The sequence below is a fragment of the Rhodopirellula europaea 6C genome, from assembly GCF_000338295.1.
Lineage (GTDB): Bacteria > Planctomycetota > Planctomycetia > Pirellulales > Pirellulaceae > Rhodopirellula > Rhodopirellula europaea.
In genome coordinates this window covers 1-18,388 of sequence record NZ_ANMO01000047.1, presented here as the reverse complement: position 1 = coordinate 18,388, position 18,388 = coordinate 1, and the positions used below count along the sequence as shown (strand labels likewise).

Sequence of the window (18,388 nt, the reverse complement as noted above, 5' to 3'; positions counted from 1 at the left end):
CCCTTTCTGCTCTCTAACTTCATCACCCATTCTTTTCCCAGTGCCTGATCCGTCGAGTCGACTTGACCAATAACTCGCATGCCCTCCTTAAATATCATTCGTTCGCTTCATGACGGACGAGCAACATCAGCTCGTCCAGGTCAGTGATTAGCTCTCGCATCGTTTGATACCGACTCGCGGTTTGTTTGGCGATCGCTTTCGAGACGATCCGGTCCGCTTCCTTAGGAATGTGATGCTGGGGAGACCGTTCGCTCGGTGGCGTTGGCTGACGCATGCAGATGTTCTCGAACGTTTCATTGCGATCTTTCCCGCGGAAGGGTTCCGCGATTGCCATCGCTTCGTACAAGCAGACTCCCGCGGAGAACACGTCGCTGCGTTCGTCGATGTCTCGATTGGCAATCTGTTCCGGTGACATGTATGTCGGTGTACCGATCAACAAATTCGCCGGCGTCAAAGTTGGTAGCTCATAAGTACGTTCTTCGTGTTTGACCTTTGACGTCGGAACGGTCTCGCTCGGCGGCGCGGGACTGAATTCGCCGGGTGGTGTTGTATCGACGGCGTAGCGACCTTCATCCAGAGTCGGCGCACCCCATACCTTGGCGGATCCCCAGTCCAACAGCGTGACTTCACCGAAGTTACCCACCCAAATGTTTTCCGGTTTGACATCGCGATGAATCACACCAGCAGCGTGCGCAAACACAAGCGTCTGGCAGGTGTCTCGAATGATCTCGATCCGTCGGTGCAGCGGGAACGCATTAGCCACCTTCTCATCGCCCTTGGCAAGCTGACGTAGCACGGAGAAAAAATTCTCGCCCGAAATCCGCTTCATCGCATAGTAGATTCCGTATTCATCATCCTCGCCGATCTCGTGCACAGGCACGGTTCCCGGGTGTTCCAGTTGAGCTGTCACCCGTGCTTCGCGAAGCAGACGGCGCCGGTACCCGCGGTCCAAGCGGTGTTCCGGCAACAGCATCTTGAGCACCACGGTGCGTCCCACGATTTGGTCGTAGGCGGCATACAGCACCCCGTTGCCGCCTCGAGCCATTTCGGTGAGATCGCGGTACTTAGCCAGCCCATGCGGACGTGGCGATGGAAGCTGAATGTCAGTGCTGGAAATTGAAAGCATCATTCGTCAACGTAGCCTGCTTGAAGGTACAGTCGGGCCGCTTCTCGGTATGGTGGATCCCAACCGAGTTCCTGCAGCAAATCACGCCGCTTCTTGAGATACCATTTCGGTTCAATGGAATGCCGGTTGGCTTCCAACAATTCGAGTGCTCGCCCCTTCTTCCCGGCACGCCGAAACATTCGGTCCTGCAAAAGAATGAATTCCCGACGACCACTCTTCGTTTGCTCCGTCAGCCGCTGAAAAGCTGCCACCAACCGCGACTCATATTCGTCCGGGTTAGCAATCGGCCATCGCTCTCGGACCTCCGGCAACTCGCGATACGCCAGTGCCCTCCCCAGCCGATATCGCGTGTACGCAAGTGACCAACCTGTGGGTGTTGCCAGCGATTGCAAATCAGCCGGAAGATGATCCGCCAGCGATTTCTCCAGTTGGCTGGCCAATTCAATCGTGGTCCGCAAGTTGTCTTTCCGCTCGTCGTCGGTGTCAGACGCGATCAACTGTTTCTGCCAATCAACCATCGCCTTCCAAGCACCCGCATCGACGGACTCAGGTCGCAGCAGATCTGCCAACACGGGCTCTTCCATCAATTCCGATTCATCCGGTGCATCGGCTGGAGCAGTTGGCATTTGCCCTGGCTTCCAGCGACGAAGCCACGATCGCCGAGCGGAATATTCCAAGCGATCGTCGTCCGACGCGGCATTCTCGAGTTTCGTTTCAATCGACACCAGCGTTTGCGATTGCCAGCGTTGAGCATCAACCGTGCGAGGAGTTTCCGCAAACGCACTCACTTGCAGGCAGACCAACGTCAGGAGCATCGCCTTCAGTAACATCGCGATTCGCCATGCCCAACGGCAGAGGCCAACGCGATCGATCCGCTGAGGTGATAGGAAGAGTCCAGCCATGTTGCATTCAAGTGGGTACATTGTTTGTTGTTCGCTTCGCACCCTCGTGACCTTACCGATTTCCAATGCAGCATTCCACAGTGAGCCAAGTTTTCTTTTTCTTCGGGGTGGTCGTTTCGTTCGGATGTGGCTCGGTGATGGCGGATCCATCCGATTGGGCAGAGGGCACAAAGGAGCACAACGATGGTGCCAATCGCGAGCATTACAACCAAGCGGCTTCCTTGCGATGGGCACACTTCATGGGCGATTGGTGCGATGAAGAAGGAATCGAGCAAGGCGAGGCTGCCTATGCAATCGCCGAAGTCTCCGACACGGACACTCTCAAACCCGTTCGTTGGGACGTGACGACGCTAGCAAACGAGTGGGACAAGGGAACGCATCCGAATCAAGGCATGTTTTTACGTGTCGTCGAAGGAGCCGGCAGGACTTCATTCGCCAGCCGAGAAAACACCGACAAGAACCTTTCTCCCAAACTCGAACTGACTGGCGAGAACGGAACGGTCATCCTCAATGCGGTCGCGGATACATTCCTGACCAAGTCGACTTTCCGTTGCCAGGGGCAATCCCCCGAACTGCGAGTCTCCGCCGAGGCGGAAAACCTGCTGGTCCGATTCGATTTCGAACAAGCCTCCGACATCGGAACGATCACCAACGCCACGCTGTTGCTGCATTCGCCCGAGCAGTTTGGTTCGGCCAGCATCGGAGTGTTCCGCTGCAATCAAGGCGACACCGACGTATCCACTTCGCCAGTCCTAGGAATCGCGGCCAAGTACGAAAATGATCGCGGAATCGCGAAAGACCCTGACGTGATTTTCGCGACGGGTTTCGAACAAGCGGACTGGGAAAGCGAATGGACTCAGGCCGGCCCCGACGGCAAAGTGGACACGGTCGATCCTGACACTGGCTTCAAAGGATTCATTCCATTGCAAGGCAGAGCGTTGCGTTCTCGGATTCCAAAGGGTGGCTTCACGGCACTGAACACGCTGTACAAGTTCGATGAACAGATCGGCAGCGAGCCCGAGGAAATCTACTTTCGCTATCACTTGCGTTTGGCAGACGATTGGAACCAAACCGTTCAAGGCGGCAAACTGCCAGGGATCAGTGGAACGTACGGGCGAGCAGGCTGGGGCGGACGAAAGAGCGATGGCACTGACGGCTGGTCAGCTCGCGGATTGTTTCAAAAGACCATCCCCGCCTGCAATCCGTTAGCAGGAACAACGCCGGTTGGTTTCTACTGCTACCACGCCGACATGAAGGGAACCTATGGATCCCACTGGGTTTGGAGCCAAGGTTACCGCGGGTACCTGACAACCAATCGCTGGTACACCATCGAACAACACTGCCGCCTGAACACTCCCGGCGAAAAAGATGGAATCTTGCGCGCCTGGGTCGATGGGCATTTGGCGTTTGAGAAAACGGACATGCGGTTTCGAATGACAGACGAACTCAAAATCGAGCAGATCTGGATGAACCTCTACCACGGCGGGATAACCGCATCGCCACACGACCAGCACATTTTCATAGACAACGTGGTGATCGCGAAAAAGTACATTGGGCCGATGGCCACCGCACCTTGAGTCACTGTGGATCGAGCCTCATTGGGCTGTTGATTCAATGAGCCGTACCGCGTTCGCGAAGGTTCATCAAGCGCCAACCGGGGCTTCCGCCCAACGGCTAATTCTTGTCATTCGGTAGACGACTAAATCAACAGCTCACCACGCAGAGAGTCGAGCGACCACCGCATTCTCAATCGCTCGTATCGACGGATTGAACAGCGAACGCGGGCTTTGCCACCGGTGCTTCGATGACATGCCGTTGCCAATCAATCAACTTGGCTTGGTCTCTCGGATTGGCTCGTTGTTCGATCCGTTGACGTCGGATTTCGTCATCGCAACTCAAATACCAAACGGTCGGTGTTACGCCAAAACGCTCGGCAAGTTGATTTGGCCAACTTGGATCCCCAAGTTCGCGAGTGAATGGTCCCACGATCACGACGTGGATGTGTTGCATATTGTCAGCCGCGGTTTGAAACAAACATTCATAGACCGCGTCACGAAACAACCGCTTGTACTCCGGACTGTCGCGGTCAGCTGGATCCAAACCCGCTGCGGCCAAACCCGCTCGAACAACCGGTTCAGTGACGGTGTCGCTGTCCAACAAAACGCCAGCCAACTTGCGTGCCAAATCCTTTCCAAAGGTGGACTTACCAACACCGGCGGCTCCTGCAACGATGTGAAGTTCAGTGTTCGTCATGGGGCCCGATGAATTGGATCCGTCACATTGTTTTCCCGCCGAATTCATTCGGCAGTCGCCAACGTAAACCGTGTTCGACAAATACGGCAACCTCAATCGGCACACAACAAGATATCGGCAAAGCAGCTACGAGCAAAGAACTCGCTTGAGCAGGTACGACGACCATCACTATCGTTTTTTCTGTAAACCAGATCTCGGATCTGAAACGCCAAACTCTTTCGTGAAGGACTCTCAGCATGAATGAACTCTATCGATACGAGAGTCGGCAGCGTCGAACCTCGATGATCTTGCTACTGAACATGATCGTCTTGCTGGCGATGTACCTTGCCGCACGGAGCTTCCTTCCAGCGTCGGAAGAGAGCGAGCAACTGATCTTTTGGCTGAACATCGCCACACCGCTGGTCGAACTCTGCCTGTTGCTCGCCGCCATTTACCTCTGGGTCAAAAACGAAACCTTCCGGATGGTCGTGACGGAAGACACCTTCGAAGTCTTCGATCCACTCTCGCGAACCTTCACGTTCTCAATTCCCGCAAAGGAAATCGCAGAAATCAAGCAAACTCAACGAGCCAAACACGACGCCATCAAGATAAAACTCCATTCGGGTGAGTGGTTCCAGATCACTCAAAACTACCATTATAAATTGACAGAACTCTACGCCGCTTTGGCCAAAGCCAATCCTGACATCCGTCTTCCCGAGAGTGCTTGGCGATTCGGACGATCGTAAACCTTCCGCCTACTTCGCCACGTTCTAAACAAGTAGTCAAGAATGATCTGGCAGAATCATGTGAGCCATTCGGGCGTTAGCGTGCTATTGATTGAATGAGCCGTACCGCGTTCGCGGCGGTTGCTCAGACGCCAACCGGGGCCAACGCCCATCGGCGAATGGTTGCCATTTGGTATACGACTAAGCAGGTCGGCAGGAATGATCGGGTAGAACCTCACGTAGTCGAGTCTCTCTGAGACTCGCAAATGACAGCGTCTCGGAGAGACGCCGCTACGTGATCAAGCCCAAGGACTCCCGCTCACGTGCTTAGTGCAACAACCCGTTAGCCGCGGTTTTACGTGGGAGCAGTTGCGTTCGCCAAAACAGCTTAAATGCCGAAAGCCTCTCGCCGAACTGCTTCGGTCTCCGTTGAGCTCGGGTCTTCTTTGCGAAGGTGGGCGGTCAGCGCGGCGATGTACGCGGTCCTTTCTTCATCGCTGCTGAATTCGAGAGGTCGGCGTAGCTTCAAATCCTGCAGCGATTGCATGTCTCGTTTCTCCATGAATGAAACCAGCCCTTGCAGCATCGTTTGAATCACGGACGCACCCTCACGATAGATGGCCGAAGTCACCATGGCGGCGTCCGCTCCAGCCAGCAGCACTTTGATCAAATGATCCGCGGTGCCGACGCCGCCACAGGCTGCCAAGGGCATGGCCGGGCAGCAACTGTGAACCTGCATCAACGTATCGAGCGAATCGATTCCCTCTTCCGCCGATGAAATTCGCCAACGACTCGCCAACCTCAGCGTGTCCAAGCAGATATCGACTTTGGGTGCGCGACCATGAAGCACCATCCCCTGGGCACCCGATAGCAATTGTCGTGCGAGATGCGGCAGACTGGTGAAGTTGCTGCTCAGCTTCACAAACAACGGCACCGTGATTGCGGAATTAACGTCCCGAATCGAATCCAGAATCATCGTCTCGATCTCGGTGGAACTGCCATCCTCCCGAGCACCTGAGTGATGAACGTTCAGCTCAATCGCCGAAGCACCAGCCTCCTCCAGTTCACCAGCGAAATCCATCCAGCCGCCGGCGGTGTAGCCGTTCAAACTGGCGATGATCGGAATGTCTTGCAACGAACTGGCCCGATTGACGAGGGCCAAATACGAATCGCCATCCGGGCAAACCCAATGATGTTTCGTTCGGTCGGATTGGCCCAGAATGCTTCGTTCTTTCGGCGTGAGTTGGCGACCGTGATTCCAGCTCCAGTCGATCACTTGCTCCTCAAACAACGAGGGCAAAACGATCGCCCCAGCCCCCGCCTCTTCCATTGCCAATCGAGTCCGCTCGTTCATCGACAACGGCGATGCTCCAACAATCACGGGCGACCTCAACGAAAGTCCGCCAAATTGGGTATTCAAACGAGATGTCATGGCTTCGCTTCCATTGAAAGAGAAAAGAACGGCTCAAAGCATTTCAACCAGTTGGACCACGTCAGGGACATCGACCACCCAGGCTCGTTCGCTGTCCGAAAGTGGTTCGTGACAAGCGAGTTGGTGTTCCAAAACAGTTGGGTCCGCATCCGATGCATCTTGGTTTCCCTCACAACGATCGATGACTCGTTGCCGCAAGGTTTGTGGATCGCTGTGACAATTCAAAATCGCAAAGGGAACGCCCGATCGAGTTGCGAGATCAACAAACTGGTTGCGTTGAGCTCGTTTGAGAAATGTTGCGTCAACAATCACGCTGTATCCGTTCGACAGGATTGCTGCGGCTTGATCAGCCAGTCGTCGGTAGGTCTCGTCGCTCGCGTCATCGCCGTACACCTCCAAAACCTCATTGGGTCCGGGACGATCGGTGACGGACAAACCGAACATTCGCTTTCGTTCGACATCGCTTCTCAACCGAATCGCGTCATGTCGTTGAACGATTGCTTCACTCACGGTGGACTTGCCACTACCGCTGACGCCATGGGTGATCCATAGTCGCGGGGATTCTCGAAGCGTGAATCGGCATGCCAGATCAAGTTGCTTCTGCACGCCTTCGTTGTCGTCACTCATCGAAGCCGTCAACGCACGAACCAGTGCACGATAAACCAGGAAGAAACGCAGTAAACTCAGAGACCGATAGTCTCCCGTGCGTTCCAGGTATGCGTTGAGAAACAATCGAGACAGATCGAGGTGTCCTCGAGCGGACAAATCCATCGCCAAGAACGCAGCATCACTCAGGACGTCAATCCATCGCAAATGGTCATTGAATTCAATGCCGTCGAACGGACGCAGTTTGCCCTGCCAATCGATGATGTTTTCGGCATGGAGGTCACCATGACACGCCCGAATGAATCCACCGTTGATTCGATTGGTCAGCCTTTGAAGATTCTCAGCGAAGAACTTGTTCGTCCAATCACGCAAGACATTCACTGCCCGCGATGAATCGTCGTCCAATTCTTCGTCCAATGTCTCGAAGATCTGGCGGATGTTTTGGGTCAGAAACGTCGGCCATTTCTGCGCAATTCCTGAATAGCAAGCAATTGCGTCCTGGTGAAACTCTGCAATCGTTTCAGCGAGCTGAAGAACTTTGCCGCGAGTCAACTTTCCCTGCTCGATCTGTTGACTCAGCAGTGCTGTTTCAGGGAACCGATTCATTTGCACCGCAAACTCGATCGCCTCCCCCTCGCCTTGCACCTTGATGCCTTCATCCGCGAGCGTGACCGGTACAACAGCAACATAGAGATCGTCTGAAAAGCGTCGATCCAAACGCAACTCTTCTTCGCAGAAGTGCCGACGTTTTTCTCGCGTGGTGTAGTCCAAAAATTCCGTCTTGATCGGCTTCTTGATTTTGTAGGCGAAATCACCAGCCAAAAACACAAACGAGATGTGTGTTTCGTGCACGACCACGGGACCGTCAACAGGATCAGGATATGCCTCCGGTCGCATCAAACCCGCGACCAAGCGTTCCGTCGAAACCTCGTTGTTTGCGGTCGAGTTCATGGTCGTCATCGGTGTCACTACAGGGCAAAGATTCCAAGAAAACAGGGCCAACTACCAGCCCCTTCGCCATCTGGGCGTTAGCGGGCAGTTGATTGCGTCGCATACCGAATGACAACCATCAGCCGATGGTCGTTAGCCCCTTTTCCAAATCAACAAAAGCGTCAGCGGGCAAACTCGAAGCCAGTGGGGCGTACTGAAACCATCGACCAGCCCGCTGACGCGGGGCGACCCTCCTAAGTGGGAGTGTGAGTGCTACTGAGTGATGCGGCCGAACTTCACTCGCCATGGTTTCTCCCATGGAACCGAGGGAAATTTCAAACGGCATATGTATTTCAACGAGTGAATTTCCCACACCCGCTTCGTCTGCTATTCGCTGGGTAATTTGATCAACTCCTTTCGGTGCTTCCGCATGTAGGAATGACACTCAACACACCGGACTGTCATGGCAACGTACCCCATGGTGGCGCGATGAATGTCCTTCTCTTCCGCTGCTTCCACAACCAGATCCGCAGCACGTTGAAAGTCACGGCTTTGATCCGCGTATTCGCGTGTCTGGATGACATTCCATCCCGACTCGGTACTAAGCAATCTTAAAGATCGAGCGTTGGATGCGACCTTGTCATAGTCCTCCAATGTGAGTCCTTCGAGAATCGCTTTGGACTTTTCTAACTTCATTCGCATCAACGGAGTGAGCAAACTGCCATCGTCTCGATGATCCTCCGGCGACGGAGGATCCGCTCGTAGGTTCAATGAAGATAACAAACCGATCACGACGACCGACGAGAGCATGATTGCAAACAAGCGTTTCATCACATTTCAATCCGAAAGAACATTGGCGTGTCAATTCACTCAAATCGTTGGTCAGACCTCGGCACTCGCCCAGGCAAAGGTGAATCCGATGGTGATCCCACCGATCGGCTCGTCGTCAAACAATTTCATATTAGGGGAAGAGGCTGTTCATCCTCAACGATCACTGTTTGGGACATCTCCACCGGTGAAAGAAATCCTTCTGGTTTGAGGGCCAGCAGGGAACAAGTCACATCAGGAACAACGGCCTCGGCGGTATTGCCAATTAAAAACCCAGCCACACCCGTTCGACAAACTGTACCCATCACGATCAAGTCCGCTTCGACTTCATCGGCAACATCTCGAATTGCATTGGCCGGTGCCCCGTGGCGCAGATGCAGGTGAACGTCGTTGGCCTCGGCAAAGGGCGTTTGCAATAACTCATCCAACGCTTGGTGAACCCTGGCTTCGTGTTCACGTCGGACATCGTCGACCGCATCGCTGCCCGCATGGCGACGCACTGATTCTTCCATCCACAATTGCCATGCGGAGACCACGTGCAGGTGAGCTTTGTCTCGTTGAGCGATGGAATACGCCAGTTCGAGCATTCTGCGATTCAATTGGTCATGAGCTGCGTCATGTGAATCAACGTCGATCGCCACCAACACACGATCGAATTCGCCATGGATGTCCGGTTTCAACAACCATAACGGGCAAGGACACAACCGAAGCAACGACTTCGCGACGCTTCCAAACAACCGTCCAGCGGTGGAAAATCCATCCGCCGTTTTAACCACCAGGTCATGCTCGTCCTGAATGACTTGTCGAGTGATTTCGGTGGCCGGGTCGCCGATTGCAACCACAACGTCCATCGACAGCCCCGTGTCGGAATAGTCCGCTGCGAGATTGAGCAAACGTCTTCGGCGATCTGCCGCGACCAGCTTCTCCAGTTCCTTTGGCTCGGCAACATCCGTCAACATCCCAAGCGCCCGCGGAATGGGCTTGACGACATCCATTAACGTCAGCCGAGCTCGGTTTGCCAAAGCCAACTCGGTTGCTTTGGAAACCGAGGTTTCCGGTTGCTCCGTTCCCGCGTAGACAAGAATGTTTTCGAAATCATTCATCGCTGATTCACCTTTCAAGTCGCTGCGCTTTGATGGACCATTTGCCCCGTCTGGAAGTCCTCCATCGACCGCCCCCTGGCAATTAAAACACTCGATGGAGCATGACGAAGCACAAAACGCGTGGTGCTTCCCAACACCAGCCGTTCGAACCCGCCGCGTGACGTTTCCCCAACAACGACCATGTCAACTTGATTCGATTCGATGTAATTCACCAAACCGTCACCGATGTGGTCGCTATGAATCACCTGTGCTTGCGCGGACCGTGAGACATCCACCAACCTATCCCGCAACCTGTCGAGATATTCCTTGGCGGCTTGGTCGACCGATGACTCTTCGAAGCTTGCTCGATCCGTCACCTCCACAACTTGTACATCGTTTTCGCTGGCCCATCCCAATTGCATGAACTCTTCAAAAGCCATCTCAGCGGGCGGACTGGGTTCGCAACCAATTGCGACTCGAAGATGTTGACGACGGCCGGAATCTTCGTTGGGACGAACCACCAGGACACTGCCAAGAACGTGTGTCGCGACATAGTCGCTGGTACTGCCCAACAGGATTCGCCCAACCGCCGAATGCCCCTTGGCTCCGACGACCACCAAATCAGGTTGAAGCTCGTTCGCAAGCTTTACAATTGCTTCCCCGGGATGCCCGTCGCGAATGAGGTGGCGAAGCTCAACCTTTGAATCGTGAAAAATCTCTTGGACATCTTTGAAGCTACGAGCGGCTTTTTCGCGTTTCCGCTCCAACCACGCTTCGCTCCAACCATCGACCAGAAATCCCTTTTGCGACGGCGGTTCAAATATCGCCGTCACGACATCAATTCCAACTTCTTCGTGAAAGCCTAAGCGAACCAAAAACCGAGCGGCTTCTAGCGAAGCATCTGAACCATCAATCGTGAGCAAGATCTTTTTCATTGAACTTCCCTTTCGTTGGAAACCATTCCAACGCACTCGGGATGCCAAAGCACAATTTTCGCAAATCGATGTCTTTCCGCCGCGCAGCACGTGCCGCAGTGCACAGGTGGGCGGATGAGCACAACCGAAATGTGAGCATGGTGACCAACTTTCGGAAACGCGAACTCGGTCCCTGCTTTGCTCAAAGGACCATTCGTTACTCAATCACACTCGAACGAACCTATGATCGTGTCCAACCTCAAGAACAAAAACCCTCTGCACGAGGCCAACGAAGCTCACCGCTATTTTTCGCAACTGGAAGGGCAAATCGTCCAACGACTGCGGGAAGAAGCGAGCAGTGATTCTGGGAGAGAGGAACTCATTCGCAGCACCGGAATCCGTGACCCGGAACTTGTCGAGGAACTGGGCAAGCTTGGAATCACCGCCGATGAGTTGGTCTCTTTACGTTTGTTTCCGCTGGTCATGGTTGCATGGGCGGAAAAGCGAGCCGACGAGCAGGAACGAGAGGCAGTGATGGCGGAAGCACTGAAGATGGGAATCCACGAAGATTCCAGTGCGTGGGTGCTACTCGACCAATGGCTTCAGAAACGTCCGCCCGGATTGGCAGTGGACGCCTGGAAGCGATACATCCACGAGATGTTCCATGACATGTCCCGTGTCGCTCAACAACGGCTGATTCTCGTGACCGAGCAACAAATGACACGGGTTGCGAAAGCATCCGGTGGTCACCTGGGTTTTGGCAGACTCTCAGCCAAAGAAAAGGCGACCATCGAACAAACCATCGCTGCCATGCGGCATCAGATCGAAGTCAATTGATGCGCGACGATTGCCCATCCACCCTGCCACGCTTTTCACAGCAGCCCGCAGGGTGGCGCCGGTACGAAAACGCAGACAAATGAGACCTGCAGCGAAGCAAAAATTTTGCGAGCGTCGAAGGGGTTCACCAAACGCTCAACCGTGGACTCCGAATCGCCCCGCATCGCGTTCCCATTGGACCGGCACCTCTGGGTAGGGAGCATGCCCGGCTTCGCGTTGATGGTAGGCGTTGTGTCGGTGATAGTAACGCTCACAGTCCTTTTCGCGACCACGAACGATTCGAAAACCTTTCAGTTCGCCATACTGTGCAGTGATGATCGTCCAGCGCCCATGCGCATGCTCGTCATCTCGAAAGAGGATCACCCAGTCGTGAGTTTTCTCTTGCTGCTGAGCCCGCTTGGTGTGTGAGAACATCGCAGTGTAGTGACGCCCCTCTCTTTCCGTGTGCAAGACCGGCACCCAGTCGTGTTCGTTGGATCCCCGATCGCTCAACCGGATCTTTGGAAGCGTCCCTTCTCTGGCACGTTTGAGATAGTCGCGATCGATGTCGAGTAGCTCGTCGATCGGTACCACCGGTTCCAACTTTGGCTTTGCTTCAGCTTCCTTGACCACACCTCGCTGGGACAGACACGCCTGGATGGCTTCGCATCGTTTCTGCCCGATCCCTGGCACGCGATTGAGACGACCGTCGATGGCGGCGCGAAGCAACTCAGGCAACGTTTCGATGTGCAAGTGATCATAGATGCGATGCGATAGCTGCGGACCAATTCCAGGAACGGTTGCGAAGAAGTGCTCCGCGTTGGATTGTCCTCTTAACCGATCAAGCAACGGGATTCTTCCGACTCGAATCGCAGACTCGATCAGTCCCGAAATCGACACGCCGATCGTCGGAAGTGCAACCAATGCTTCCACGCCATCGCGTTCCAAAAGTTCACGAATGGGGGACCGCAGTTCCGCAATCGTCTTCGCCGCCGAACGGTACGCATTGACACGGAACTCGTTCGCGTGTTGCTCACTCAGCAAACTTGCAATCTCCGCCAATTGGTCGGCGATTTTTCGATTCTCTTGCAGACCATCGATCTGCACACCCGCTTGGACGGGTGAGTTGGCATCAATCACAACCATGACAAAGAGCTCGCTAAGTTTGATGACCGAAGGAATCGCCGGTCTGCTGAGAGACCACCGGGGTGGGGTCGAAGTAAGCTTGTTTTCGCGTCAACGGATCGATGTATTCCAATCGCACCGATTTTTCGTCGCCCGCATGGTCGCGTGGACACGCAGCCCGAAAGTCTTGCAACGTTCGAAAGCGGCTCGATTCCACATGCCGCTCGATGCCGTCCACGATATCCCGGATCGCATCGGGACCTCGTCGATAAACAGCCGATGTAACCATGACAACATCCGCACCTGCAATCATCGCCTTGATAGCGTCTTCTGAGTTGGACACGCTGCCGCTGGCGGCAATTGACATCGCCTGATCGCCGGCTCGCGCACGCACAATCCCTTCCAAGATGCAACCGACCGAGTTGACGGGTGACAATTCCCAATTGATTGTCCAGTGCATCCGGTCAGTGCTGACGTCCCACTGTGGCATGTGAGTGAACAATACCAATCCAGCTGCACCCACCTGCCGAAGTTGAGCAGCCATGGACGACAAACTGGTGTACCGCTGGCTAATCTTTGCTGCTACCGGAATCACAACGAGTTCGCGCACCTGCCGAATGAGATCACACAATCGAGCTTCGATGTCGTTCGACGTTTCCACGGAATTAAAGACAGCCTGCTGCAAGTTGAATTCCAACGCATCCGCGCCGGCTGATTCCATCTCCTTTGCATATTGCAGCCACCCCCCTGACGAGGATCCATTCAAACTGGCAATCACGGGAACCGAACACATTTCCTTCAATCTGCTAATCGTCTGCAGGTACGCTTCCGTTCCCCCGTTGTATTTGTCCTGCTGAGGCTGGTATCCACTGCGTTCAATGGCACCGAAGGGATCCGTCGACTTGATCAGCCTGTGCATCACTTGTTCTTGCAGAATCGACGGCAGCACAATTGCTCCAGCGCCCGCCGCAACGATTTGACGAACAGCCTCCGATTGAATCGTCAATGGACAAGCCCCCATCACCACGGGAGATTCCAGCTGCATCCCCAAATAGTTTGTAGTCAGTTCGCCGGACATCGTGAGAACTCCTAATGAGTAGGGAATGGGGACCTACCAATCAGGCAAACGACATACCCCGCCTAAACGTCTTCGCCGGCGCTCCCTGGTGCACACTGCTGTGCCAAAGAGTCCCATCGCGGTGAGCTACTCGGATCATTTTGCGCTCAACCGTTGCAACTTCTCGCTCGGCACGCCCGTTGCCAATTCCATTGTGTTGCCAATCGACTCCTACAAGTCTCGCTCCGATTGCGTGGTCAAAGCAGCAGGACGCAGACAGAACGATGCATCACTTGCGATACTGATTCACTGCGGGAAAAGGAACACTCAACGGCGTTTCGGCGAGATTGGAACACACGCTCGCACAACTGAACGAGGAGGTATCAATCACTCAACAACTCTAGCGTTGAACCAAGCGACGACGTTGTGGCCGCTTGGTGAATTCGTCGGCGACGAAATCATTCAGGGGTTTCATCGACTTCGACACACGCTTTCGTGAACCCAACGGAATCAGCGACTTCCACGGATGGCTGGCTGATCTTCAGACCGACGAGAACAGGCATCCAATCAGGCGGATCACTATTCAACACCTTCAGCTTCAAAACATTATCATGCAAGATTCGCTCAACCACACCCTGCGGCAACTACATGACCAATTGAGTCAACTCGATTCGATCGATGATGCCGATCGCCAACGCCTCAAGAATGCCATTCGCGAAATTGAAGAAAGCTTGGACCGATTCGACATCCGTTCATCAGAACTGGCCAAGCGTCTTCACGAGACGACACAACAAGTCGCGCACAATCACCCGCACGTGACTCAAGCAGCTGGGCAAGTCGCTGACATGCTTTCACAAATGGGCATTTAAGGGCTCTCCACCACCGCCCAGCCCCGGGAGCTACCGAGACAGAAGGCCGCAGGGTATCATTGCGACGACAGATCACGTCGCATGTGCCGTGATCGAATGTGCATTCATCTCGGAATCAGCACCATGAAGGAAGTGTTGACCATCTTGCTCGTCGAGGACGATCCCGATTCGCTCGCGAACATGGTCGACATTTTGGAACTCGACGGTCACGTGGTTCGCGTCGCGCGGAGCTTCGCCGATGTTTTGAAAGCCGAAATTCAACCAGACATCGAGCTCGCTATTCTGGACCGACGTCTGCCAGATGGCGAAGTCGAAGACCACCTAGACACTCTCTCCGATCGATTGCCGAACGCTGAGTTCATCATCGTCACGGGCTTTGCCAACATGGAAGGAACGATCGCGTCCTTCAGGTATGGTGTGACAGACTACCTACTTAAACCAGTCCATCCTGACGTGATCCGGCAAAGCGTCGCCAGGATCGCCAAACACAAGCGAATGGAAGCCGACCTCCAACGGCAGCAAAGATTTGCAAACCAGTTGCTCGAGACCAGCGAAACATACATCGTCGTTCTCAACCTGCTGGGGCATGCCGTTCATGTCAACAAACATTTCTCGGACATCACGGGCTGGCAGCTCGATGACTTGATCGATCAAGACTACATCGATCACTGCATACCAGAATCCGATCGCGAAAACGTTCGCGAAATCTTCGAGCAGACCCTGAAAGGCAACACGTCCTCCGGTATCCGCAATGGATTGCTGACCAAATCAGGTCGAGTTCGCCAGATTCGCTGGTCCGACTCCGTCCTCCGAGACGCCCACGGCAACATCGAATCGGTGCTCGCAATCGGCATTGATGTGACCGCCATCATCGACGCGCAAGAATCCGCCGCGCGAGACCATCGGCTCGCCGCGATTGGACAAACCGTCGCGGGCTTGGCTCACGAAAGTCGCAACGCGCTGCAACGAATCAACGCCAGTGTCGAGCTGCTTCGACTGGATCTTCCTCCAGAAACCGACACACGTGTAGAAGTCGATTCGATCGCTCGAGCAGCCGATGAGCTGGGCAATGCCCTGGAGGAAGTTCGCGAGTATGCGGCGCCAATACGGTTGCAGCGTGAATTGGTGATGCTTCACGAAGTGTGGCGACCGGTGTGGACCTACTTGGCAAAATCGCACCCGGATCGCAATGTCGAATTGTGCGAAACACAATGCAATTGCGGCTGCCCCGTCGAAGTCGACAAATTGCGTATGCAGCAGGTCTTTCGCAACCTTTTTGAAAACTCGCTCGCCGCGTGTGATGATCCGGTTCGCATCGAAATTCAGTGTCGTTGCGATGGTGCTGAAAACATTCTGCTCGACTACTCCGACAATGGACCGGGGCTCACTGCCGAAGAACAACGAAAGCTGTTCGATCCTTTTTTTACGACCAAGGTCAAAGGCACCGGCTTGGGAATGTCAATCGTTCAGCGCATCCTTGATGCCCATGGCGGCGAAATTCGCGTCGCTGAGCCAACACATCCCGGAGCACGCTTTCTCATTCAGCTGAGCAAGCACGACGGGGCTGTCCAAGACAATTGTTCCGGGGATTGCGAAACGCTCCATGCATGACGACGAACAACTCGCCATCCTGGCATCGGTTCTACGAACCGCAGTGGACGCGATCATCATCATCGATCAACGAGGCACCATTGAATCCGCCAACATCGCAACGGAGCGAATGTTCGGGTTCAGTCCCGGTGAAATGATCGGCCAAAACGTCAAGATGCTGATGCCATCGCCTGATCACGAACAACACGATGGATATCTGGCACGATACCAAGAGACCGGTGAACGACACATCATCGGCATCGGTCGCGAGGTCACCGGGAAACGCAAAGACGGAAGCCTGTTTCCATTGCACCTAGGCGTCAGCGAAGTTCAAACCGACCAACGAAAACTATTCACTGGAATCCTACGAGACATCAGCGAACTGAAGGCCGCCGAAGCGGAACTCAAGCAACTCAACGCGACACTGGATCAACGGGTCAAAGCCCAGGCGGCTGAGTTGCAACAAGCTCAACTCGAATTGGTTGAGAAAGAAAAGTTCGCGACGCTTGGTCGAATCTCCGGCGGGATCGCTCACGAGATCCGAAATCCGCTCAACGCGATCAAGACATCCGCCTACTACCTCCTCAACGCTCAGTCACCTTCGCCCACCAAGACACAAGAACACTTAACGCGAATTGATCGGCAAGTCACAGTCATCGACAGTGCCGTGACGGCTTTATCAGACTTGGCTCGACTTCCCGAACCACAGGCGTCCGAAATTGATCTCGCAGCAATGATCACCGGAATCCTTCGCGAAACCAAACTGCCCGGCAACATCGCCGTCCAACAAAATTTCCCTGAAGAGCTGCCAAAAACCTGGGCGGATGAGAAACAACTTCCCATCGTCTTCAAAAACCTGATACGGAACGCTCGCGACGCAATGCCAGACGGAGGCTCACTGCACTTGTCAGTTCGCATTGACGCCCCCTTCGTCGTTGTAACGGTCCAGGACAGCGGCATCGGCATGCCACCTGAGATAGCACAACGCGTCGCTGAACCATTCTTTTCAACCAAGGCCAGAGGAATGGGCTTGGGAATGGCAATCACCACCGCCATCCTCGAAAAGAACCAATGCCAAATGCGGTTGGAATCCGAACCTGGTCGAGGCACGACGTTTGACATCTCAATCCCGATCGCTGGGCAAAACCGATGAAGTCAAAACGCGTGTTGATCGTGGACGATGACCGGGACATTTGTTCGAACATCAAAGACATCCTGGATGACCTTGGCTACCAAACCGACATCGCCCACGACGGTCATTCCGCGCTGGATCTCGTTGACACGAATCGCTACGACGTCGTGTTGCTGGACTACTCCATGCCCGGGATGGACGGCGCAACGCTTCACCAACAAATGGTGCTGCTTCAACCGGAGATCGCGGCGATCATGGTCACGGCCTACGCCCAAGGCGACGGGGCTCAACGAGCACGTGACAGCGGTATCCAACAAGTGCTTCGCAAACCCGTTGACCTGGGCGAGTTACTTCCCTTGGTCGAACAGCTATCCAATTCGCCGATCGTATTGGTTGTCGATGACGATCCTGACTTTTGCAAAACGCTCTGGCACATCCTGCGAGAACGCTCGTATCGCGTCAGCCTAGCTCACAACCGAGAAGACGGCGTTCGCAAGGCATTGGACGCCAACTACCAAGTCGCGGTGATCGACCTGAGTCTGTGCAGCGGGCAAACCGATGGTTGCGATGTTCTGCAGAGAGTCGCCGAGGTCAATCCAGCCATCCGAACGATCTTGATCACCGGACACCGAGAAGTAGCGGGACAGGTTCTAGAACGTTGCAAAGCCAACGGACTCGATGACGTTTGCTTCAAACCACTGGATGTCGAAGCGTTGCTCAACAAAATTGAACTCGGCAAAATTGCAAACGCCAATCGGGACAGCGGCACTTCTTAACGAGCTGTTGATTTAATGACCCGTACCGCGTTGGCGGCGGCTAGTCAAACGCCAACCGAGACTAACGCTGGGATGTTGAATCTTTGGGGTTGCAGGTCGAGGACACGATGCAGCTTTTGCCACCTCTCCCTCAACTTCGTTGGGGGAGAGGTCAGACGCGGCGTTCAGCCGTCGTCTGGGTGAGGGGGCAAATTCCCTCAGATTGAAAACTGCACCGCCAACTAGCGACGCGAGTCGCGCGAATGC

The 18,388-nt window shown here is 54.5% G+C and carries 18 protein-coding genes; 7 read left to right on the top strand and 11 right to left on the bottom strand.

All coding sequences use genetic code 11. The annotated features are described in order from the left end of the window. Positions 1-94: 94 nt before the first annotated feature. The gene (locus RE6C_RS04300) at positions 95-1,129 is read right to left on the bottom strand and encodes a serine/threonine protein kinase (protein WP_008654200.1); all 1,035 of its coding nucleotides are present in this window, start codon (positions 1,127-1,129) and stop codon (positions 95-97) included. Beyond that, positions 1,126-2,028, bottom strand: coding sequence for a hypothetical protein (locus RE6C_RS04295; RefSeq protein ID WP_052034917.1), 903 nt, complete (start codon positions 2,026-2,028; stop codon positions 1,126-1,128). The genes RE6C_RS04300 and RE6C_RS04295 overlap by 4 nt, the downstream gene beginning before the upstream one ends. An 80-nt stretch (positions 2,029-2,108) precedes the next feature. On the opposite strand from RE6C_RS04295, the gene RE6C_RS04290 reads away from it, so the two are divergent. Beyond that, positions 2,109-3,605, top strand: coding sequence for a polysaccharide lyase (locus RE6C_RS04290; RefSeq protein ID WP_008654198.1), 1,497 nt, complete (start codon positions 2,109-2,111; stop codon positions 3,603-3,605). Positions 3,606-3,774: 169 nt separating this feature from the next. Here the strand turns inward: RE6C_RS04290 and RE6C_RS04285 are convergent, their stop codons facing one another. Then, on the bottom strand, positions 3,775-4,281 hold the full coding sequence (locus RE6C_RS04285; RefSeq protein WP_039961170.1) for a P-loop nucleotide/nucleoside kinase family protein: 507 nt from the start codon (positions 4,279-4,281) through the stop codon (positions 3,775-3,777). 236 nt (positions 4,282-4,517) lie between these two features. Here RE6C_RS04285 and RE6C_RS04280 point away from each other — a divergent pair, with 236 nt between their 5' ends. Then, positions 4,518-5,006 (top strand): hypothetical protein, encoded by a 489-nt coding sequence (locus RE6C_RS04280; RefSeq protein ID WP_008654196.1) that lies wholly within the window; start codon positions 4,518-4,520, stop codon positions 5,004-5,006. 367 nt (positions 5,007-5,373) lie between these two features. On the opposite strand, the gene RE6C_RS04275 is transcribed toward RE6C_RS04280, so the two are convergent. From RE6C_RS04275 to RE6C_RS04255, 5 genes are all read right to left on the bottom strand, one after another. Further along, positions 5,374-6,417, bottom strand: a complete 1,044-nt coding sequence (locus RE6C_RS04275) for a dihydroorotate dehydrogenase-like protein (protein WP_008654195.1) — start codon at positions 6,415-6,417, stop codon at positions 5,374-5,376. Positions 6,418-6,450: 33 nt separating this feature from the next. After that, positions 6,451-7,983, bottom strand: a complete 1,533-nt coding sequence (locus RE6C_RS04270; RefSeq protein WP_039961167.1) for a bifunctional aminoglycoside phosphotransferase/ATP-binding protein — start codon at positions 7,981-7,983, stop codon at positions 6,451-6,453. A gap of 357 nt (positions 7,984-8,340) precedes the next feature. Further along, positions 8,341-8,787: a hypothetical protein gene (locus RE6C_RS04265; RefSeq protein WP_008654193.1), complete on the bottom strand. Its 447-nt coding sequence runs from the start codon at positions 8,785-8,787 to the stop codon at positions 8,341-8,343. Between the two features lie 122 nt (positions 8,788-8,909). After that, positions 8,910-9,884 (bottom strand): universal stress protein, encoded by a 975-nt coding sequence (locus RE6C_RS04260; RefSeq protein ID WP_039961169.1) that lies wholly within the window; start codon positions 9,882-9,884, stop codon positions 8,910-8,912. Between the two features lie 14 nt (positions 9,885-9,898). After that, the gene (locus RE6C_RS04255; protein WP_039961168.1) at positions 9,899-10,798 is read right to left on the bottom strand and encodes a universal stress protein; all 900 of its coding nucleotides are present in this window, start codon (positions 10,796-10,798) and stop codon (positions 9,899-9,901) included. 222 nt (positions 10,799-11,020) lie between these two features. On the opposite strand from RE6C_RS04255, the gene RE6C_RS04250 reads away from it, so the two are divergent. Continuing rightward, positions 11,021-11,614 carry a hypothetical protein gene (locus tag RE6C_RS04250; RefSeq protein ID WP_008654190.1) on the top strand — a complete coding sequence of 198 codons (594 nt, stop codon included), beginning with the start codon at positions 11,021-11,023 and terminating at the stop codon, positions 11,612-11,614. A gap of 135 nt (positions 11,615-11,749) precedes the next feature. Here RE6C_RS04250 and RE6C_RS04245 read toward each other — a convergent pair whose 3' ends face one another. The 3 genes from RE6C_RS04245 to RE6C_RS32100 all read right to left on the bottom strand — a co-directional run bounded on the left by RE6C_RS04245 (position 11,750) and on the right by RE6C_RS32100 (position 14,392). Beyond that, complete coding sequence (locus RE6C_RS04245; protein ID WP_008654188.1) at positions 11,750-12,739, bottom strand: helix-hairpin-helix domain-containing protein; 990 nt, start codon at positions 12,737-12,739, stop codon at positions 11,750-11,752. A gap of 13 nt (positions 12,740-12,752) precedes the next feature. After that, complete coding sequence (locus RE6C_RS04240; protein WP_008654187.1) at positions 12,753-13,796, bottom strand: dihydroorotate dehydrogenase-like protein; 1,044 nt, start codon at positions 13,794-13,796, stop codon at positions 12,753-12,755. Between the two features lie 437 nt (positions 13,797-14,233). After that, positions 14,234-14,392 (bottom strand): hypothetical protein, encoded by a 159-nt coding sequence (locus RE6C_RS32100; protein WP_160167183.1) that lies wholly within the window; start codon positions 14,390-14,392, stop codon positions 14,234-14,236. Here RE6C_RS32100 and RE6C_RS04230 point away from each other — a divergent pair. The 4 genes from RE6C_RS04230 (at position 14,387) to RE6C_RS04215 (ending at position 18,142) form a co-directional block, all read left to right on the top strand. Then, the gene (locus RE6C_RS04230) at positions 14,387-14,644 is read left to right on the top strand and encodes a DUF4404 family protein (RefSeq protein WP_008654184.1); all 258 of its coding nucleotides are present in this window, start codon (positions 14,387-14,389) and stop codon (positions 14,642-14,644) included. The genes RE6C_RS32100 and RE6C_RS04230 overlap by 6 nt on opposite strands. An 81-nt stretch (positions 14,645-14,725) precedes the next feature. Then, the gene (locus RE6C_RS04225) at positions 14,726-16,255 is read left to right on the top strand and encodes an ATP-binding protein (RefSeq protein WP_008654182.1); all 1,530 of its coding nucleotides are present in this window, start codon (positions 14,726-14,728) and stop codon (positions 16,253-16,255) included. Continuing rightward, positions 16,248-17,387: a two-component system sensor histidine kinase NtrB gene (locus RE6C_RS04220; RefSeq protein WP_008654181.1), complete on the top strand. Its 1,140-nt coding sequence runs from the start codon at positions 16,248-16,250 to the stop codon at positions 17,385-17,387. The genes RE6C_RS04225 and RE6C_RS04220 overlap by 8 nt, the downstream gene beginning before the upstream one ends. Next, positions 17,384-18,142, top strand: coding sequence for a response regulator (locus RE6C_RS04215; protein ID WP_008654180.1), 759 nt, complete (start codon positions 17,384-17,386; stop codon positions 18,140-18,142). The genes RE6C_RS04220 and RE6C_RS04215 overlap by 4 nt, the downstream gene beginning before the upstream one ends. Positions 18,143-18,388: the final 246 nt, after the last annotated feature.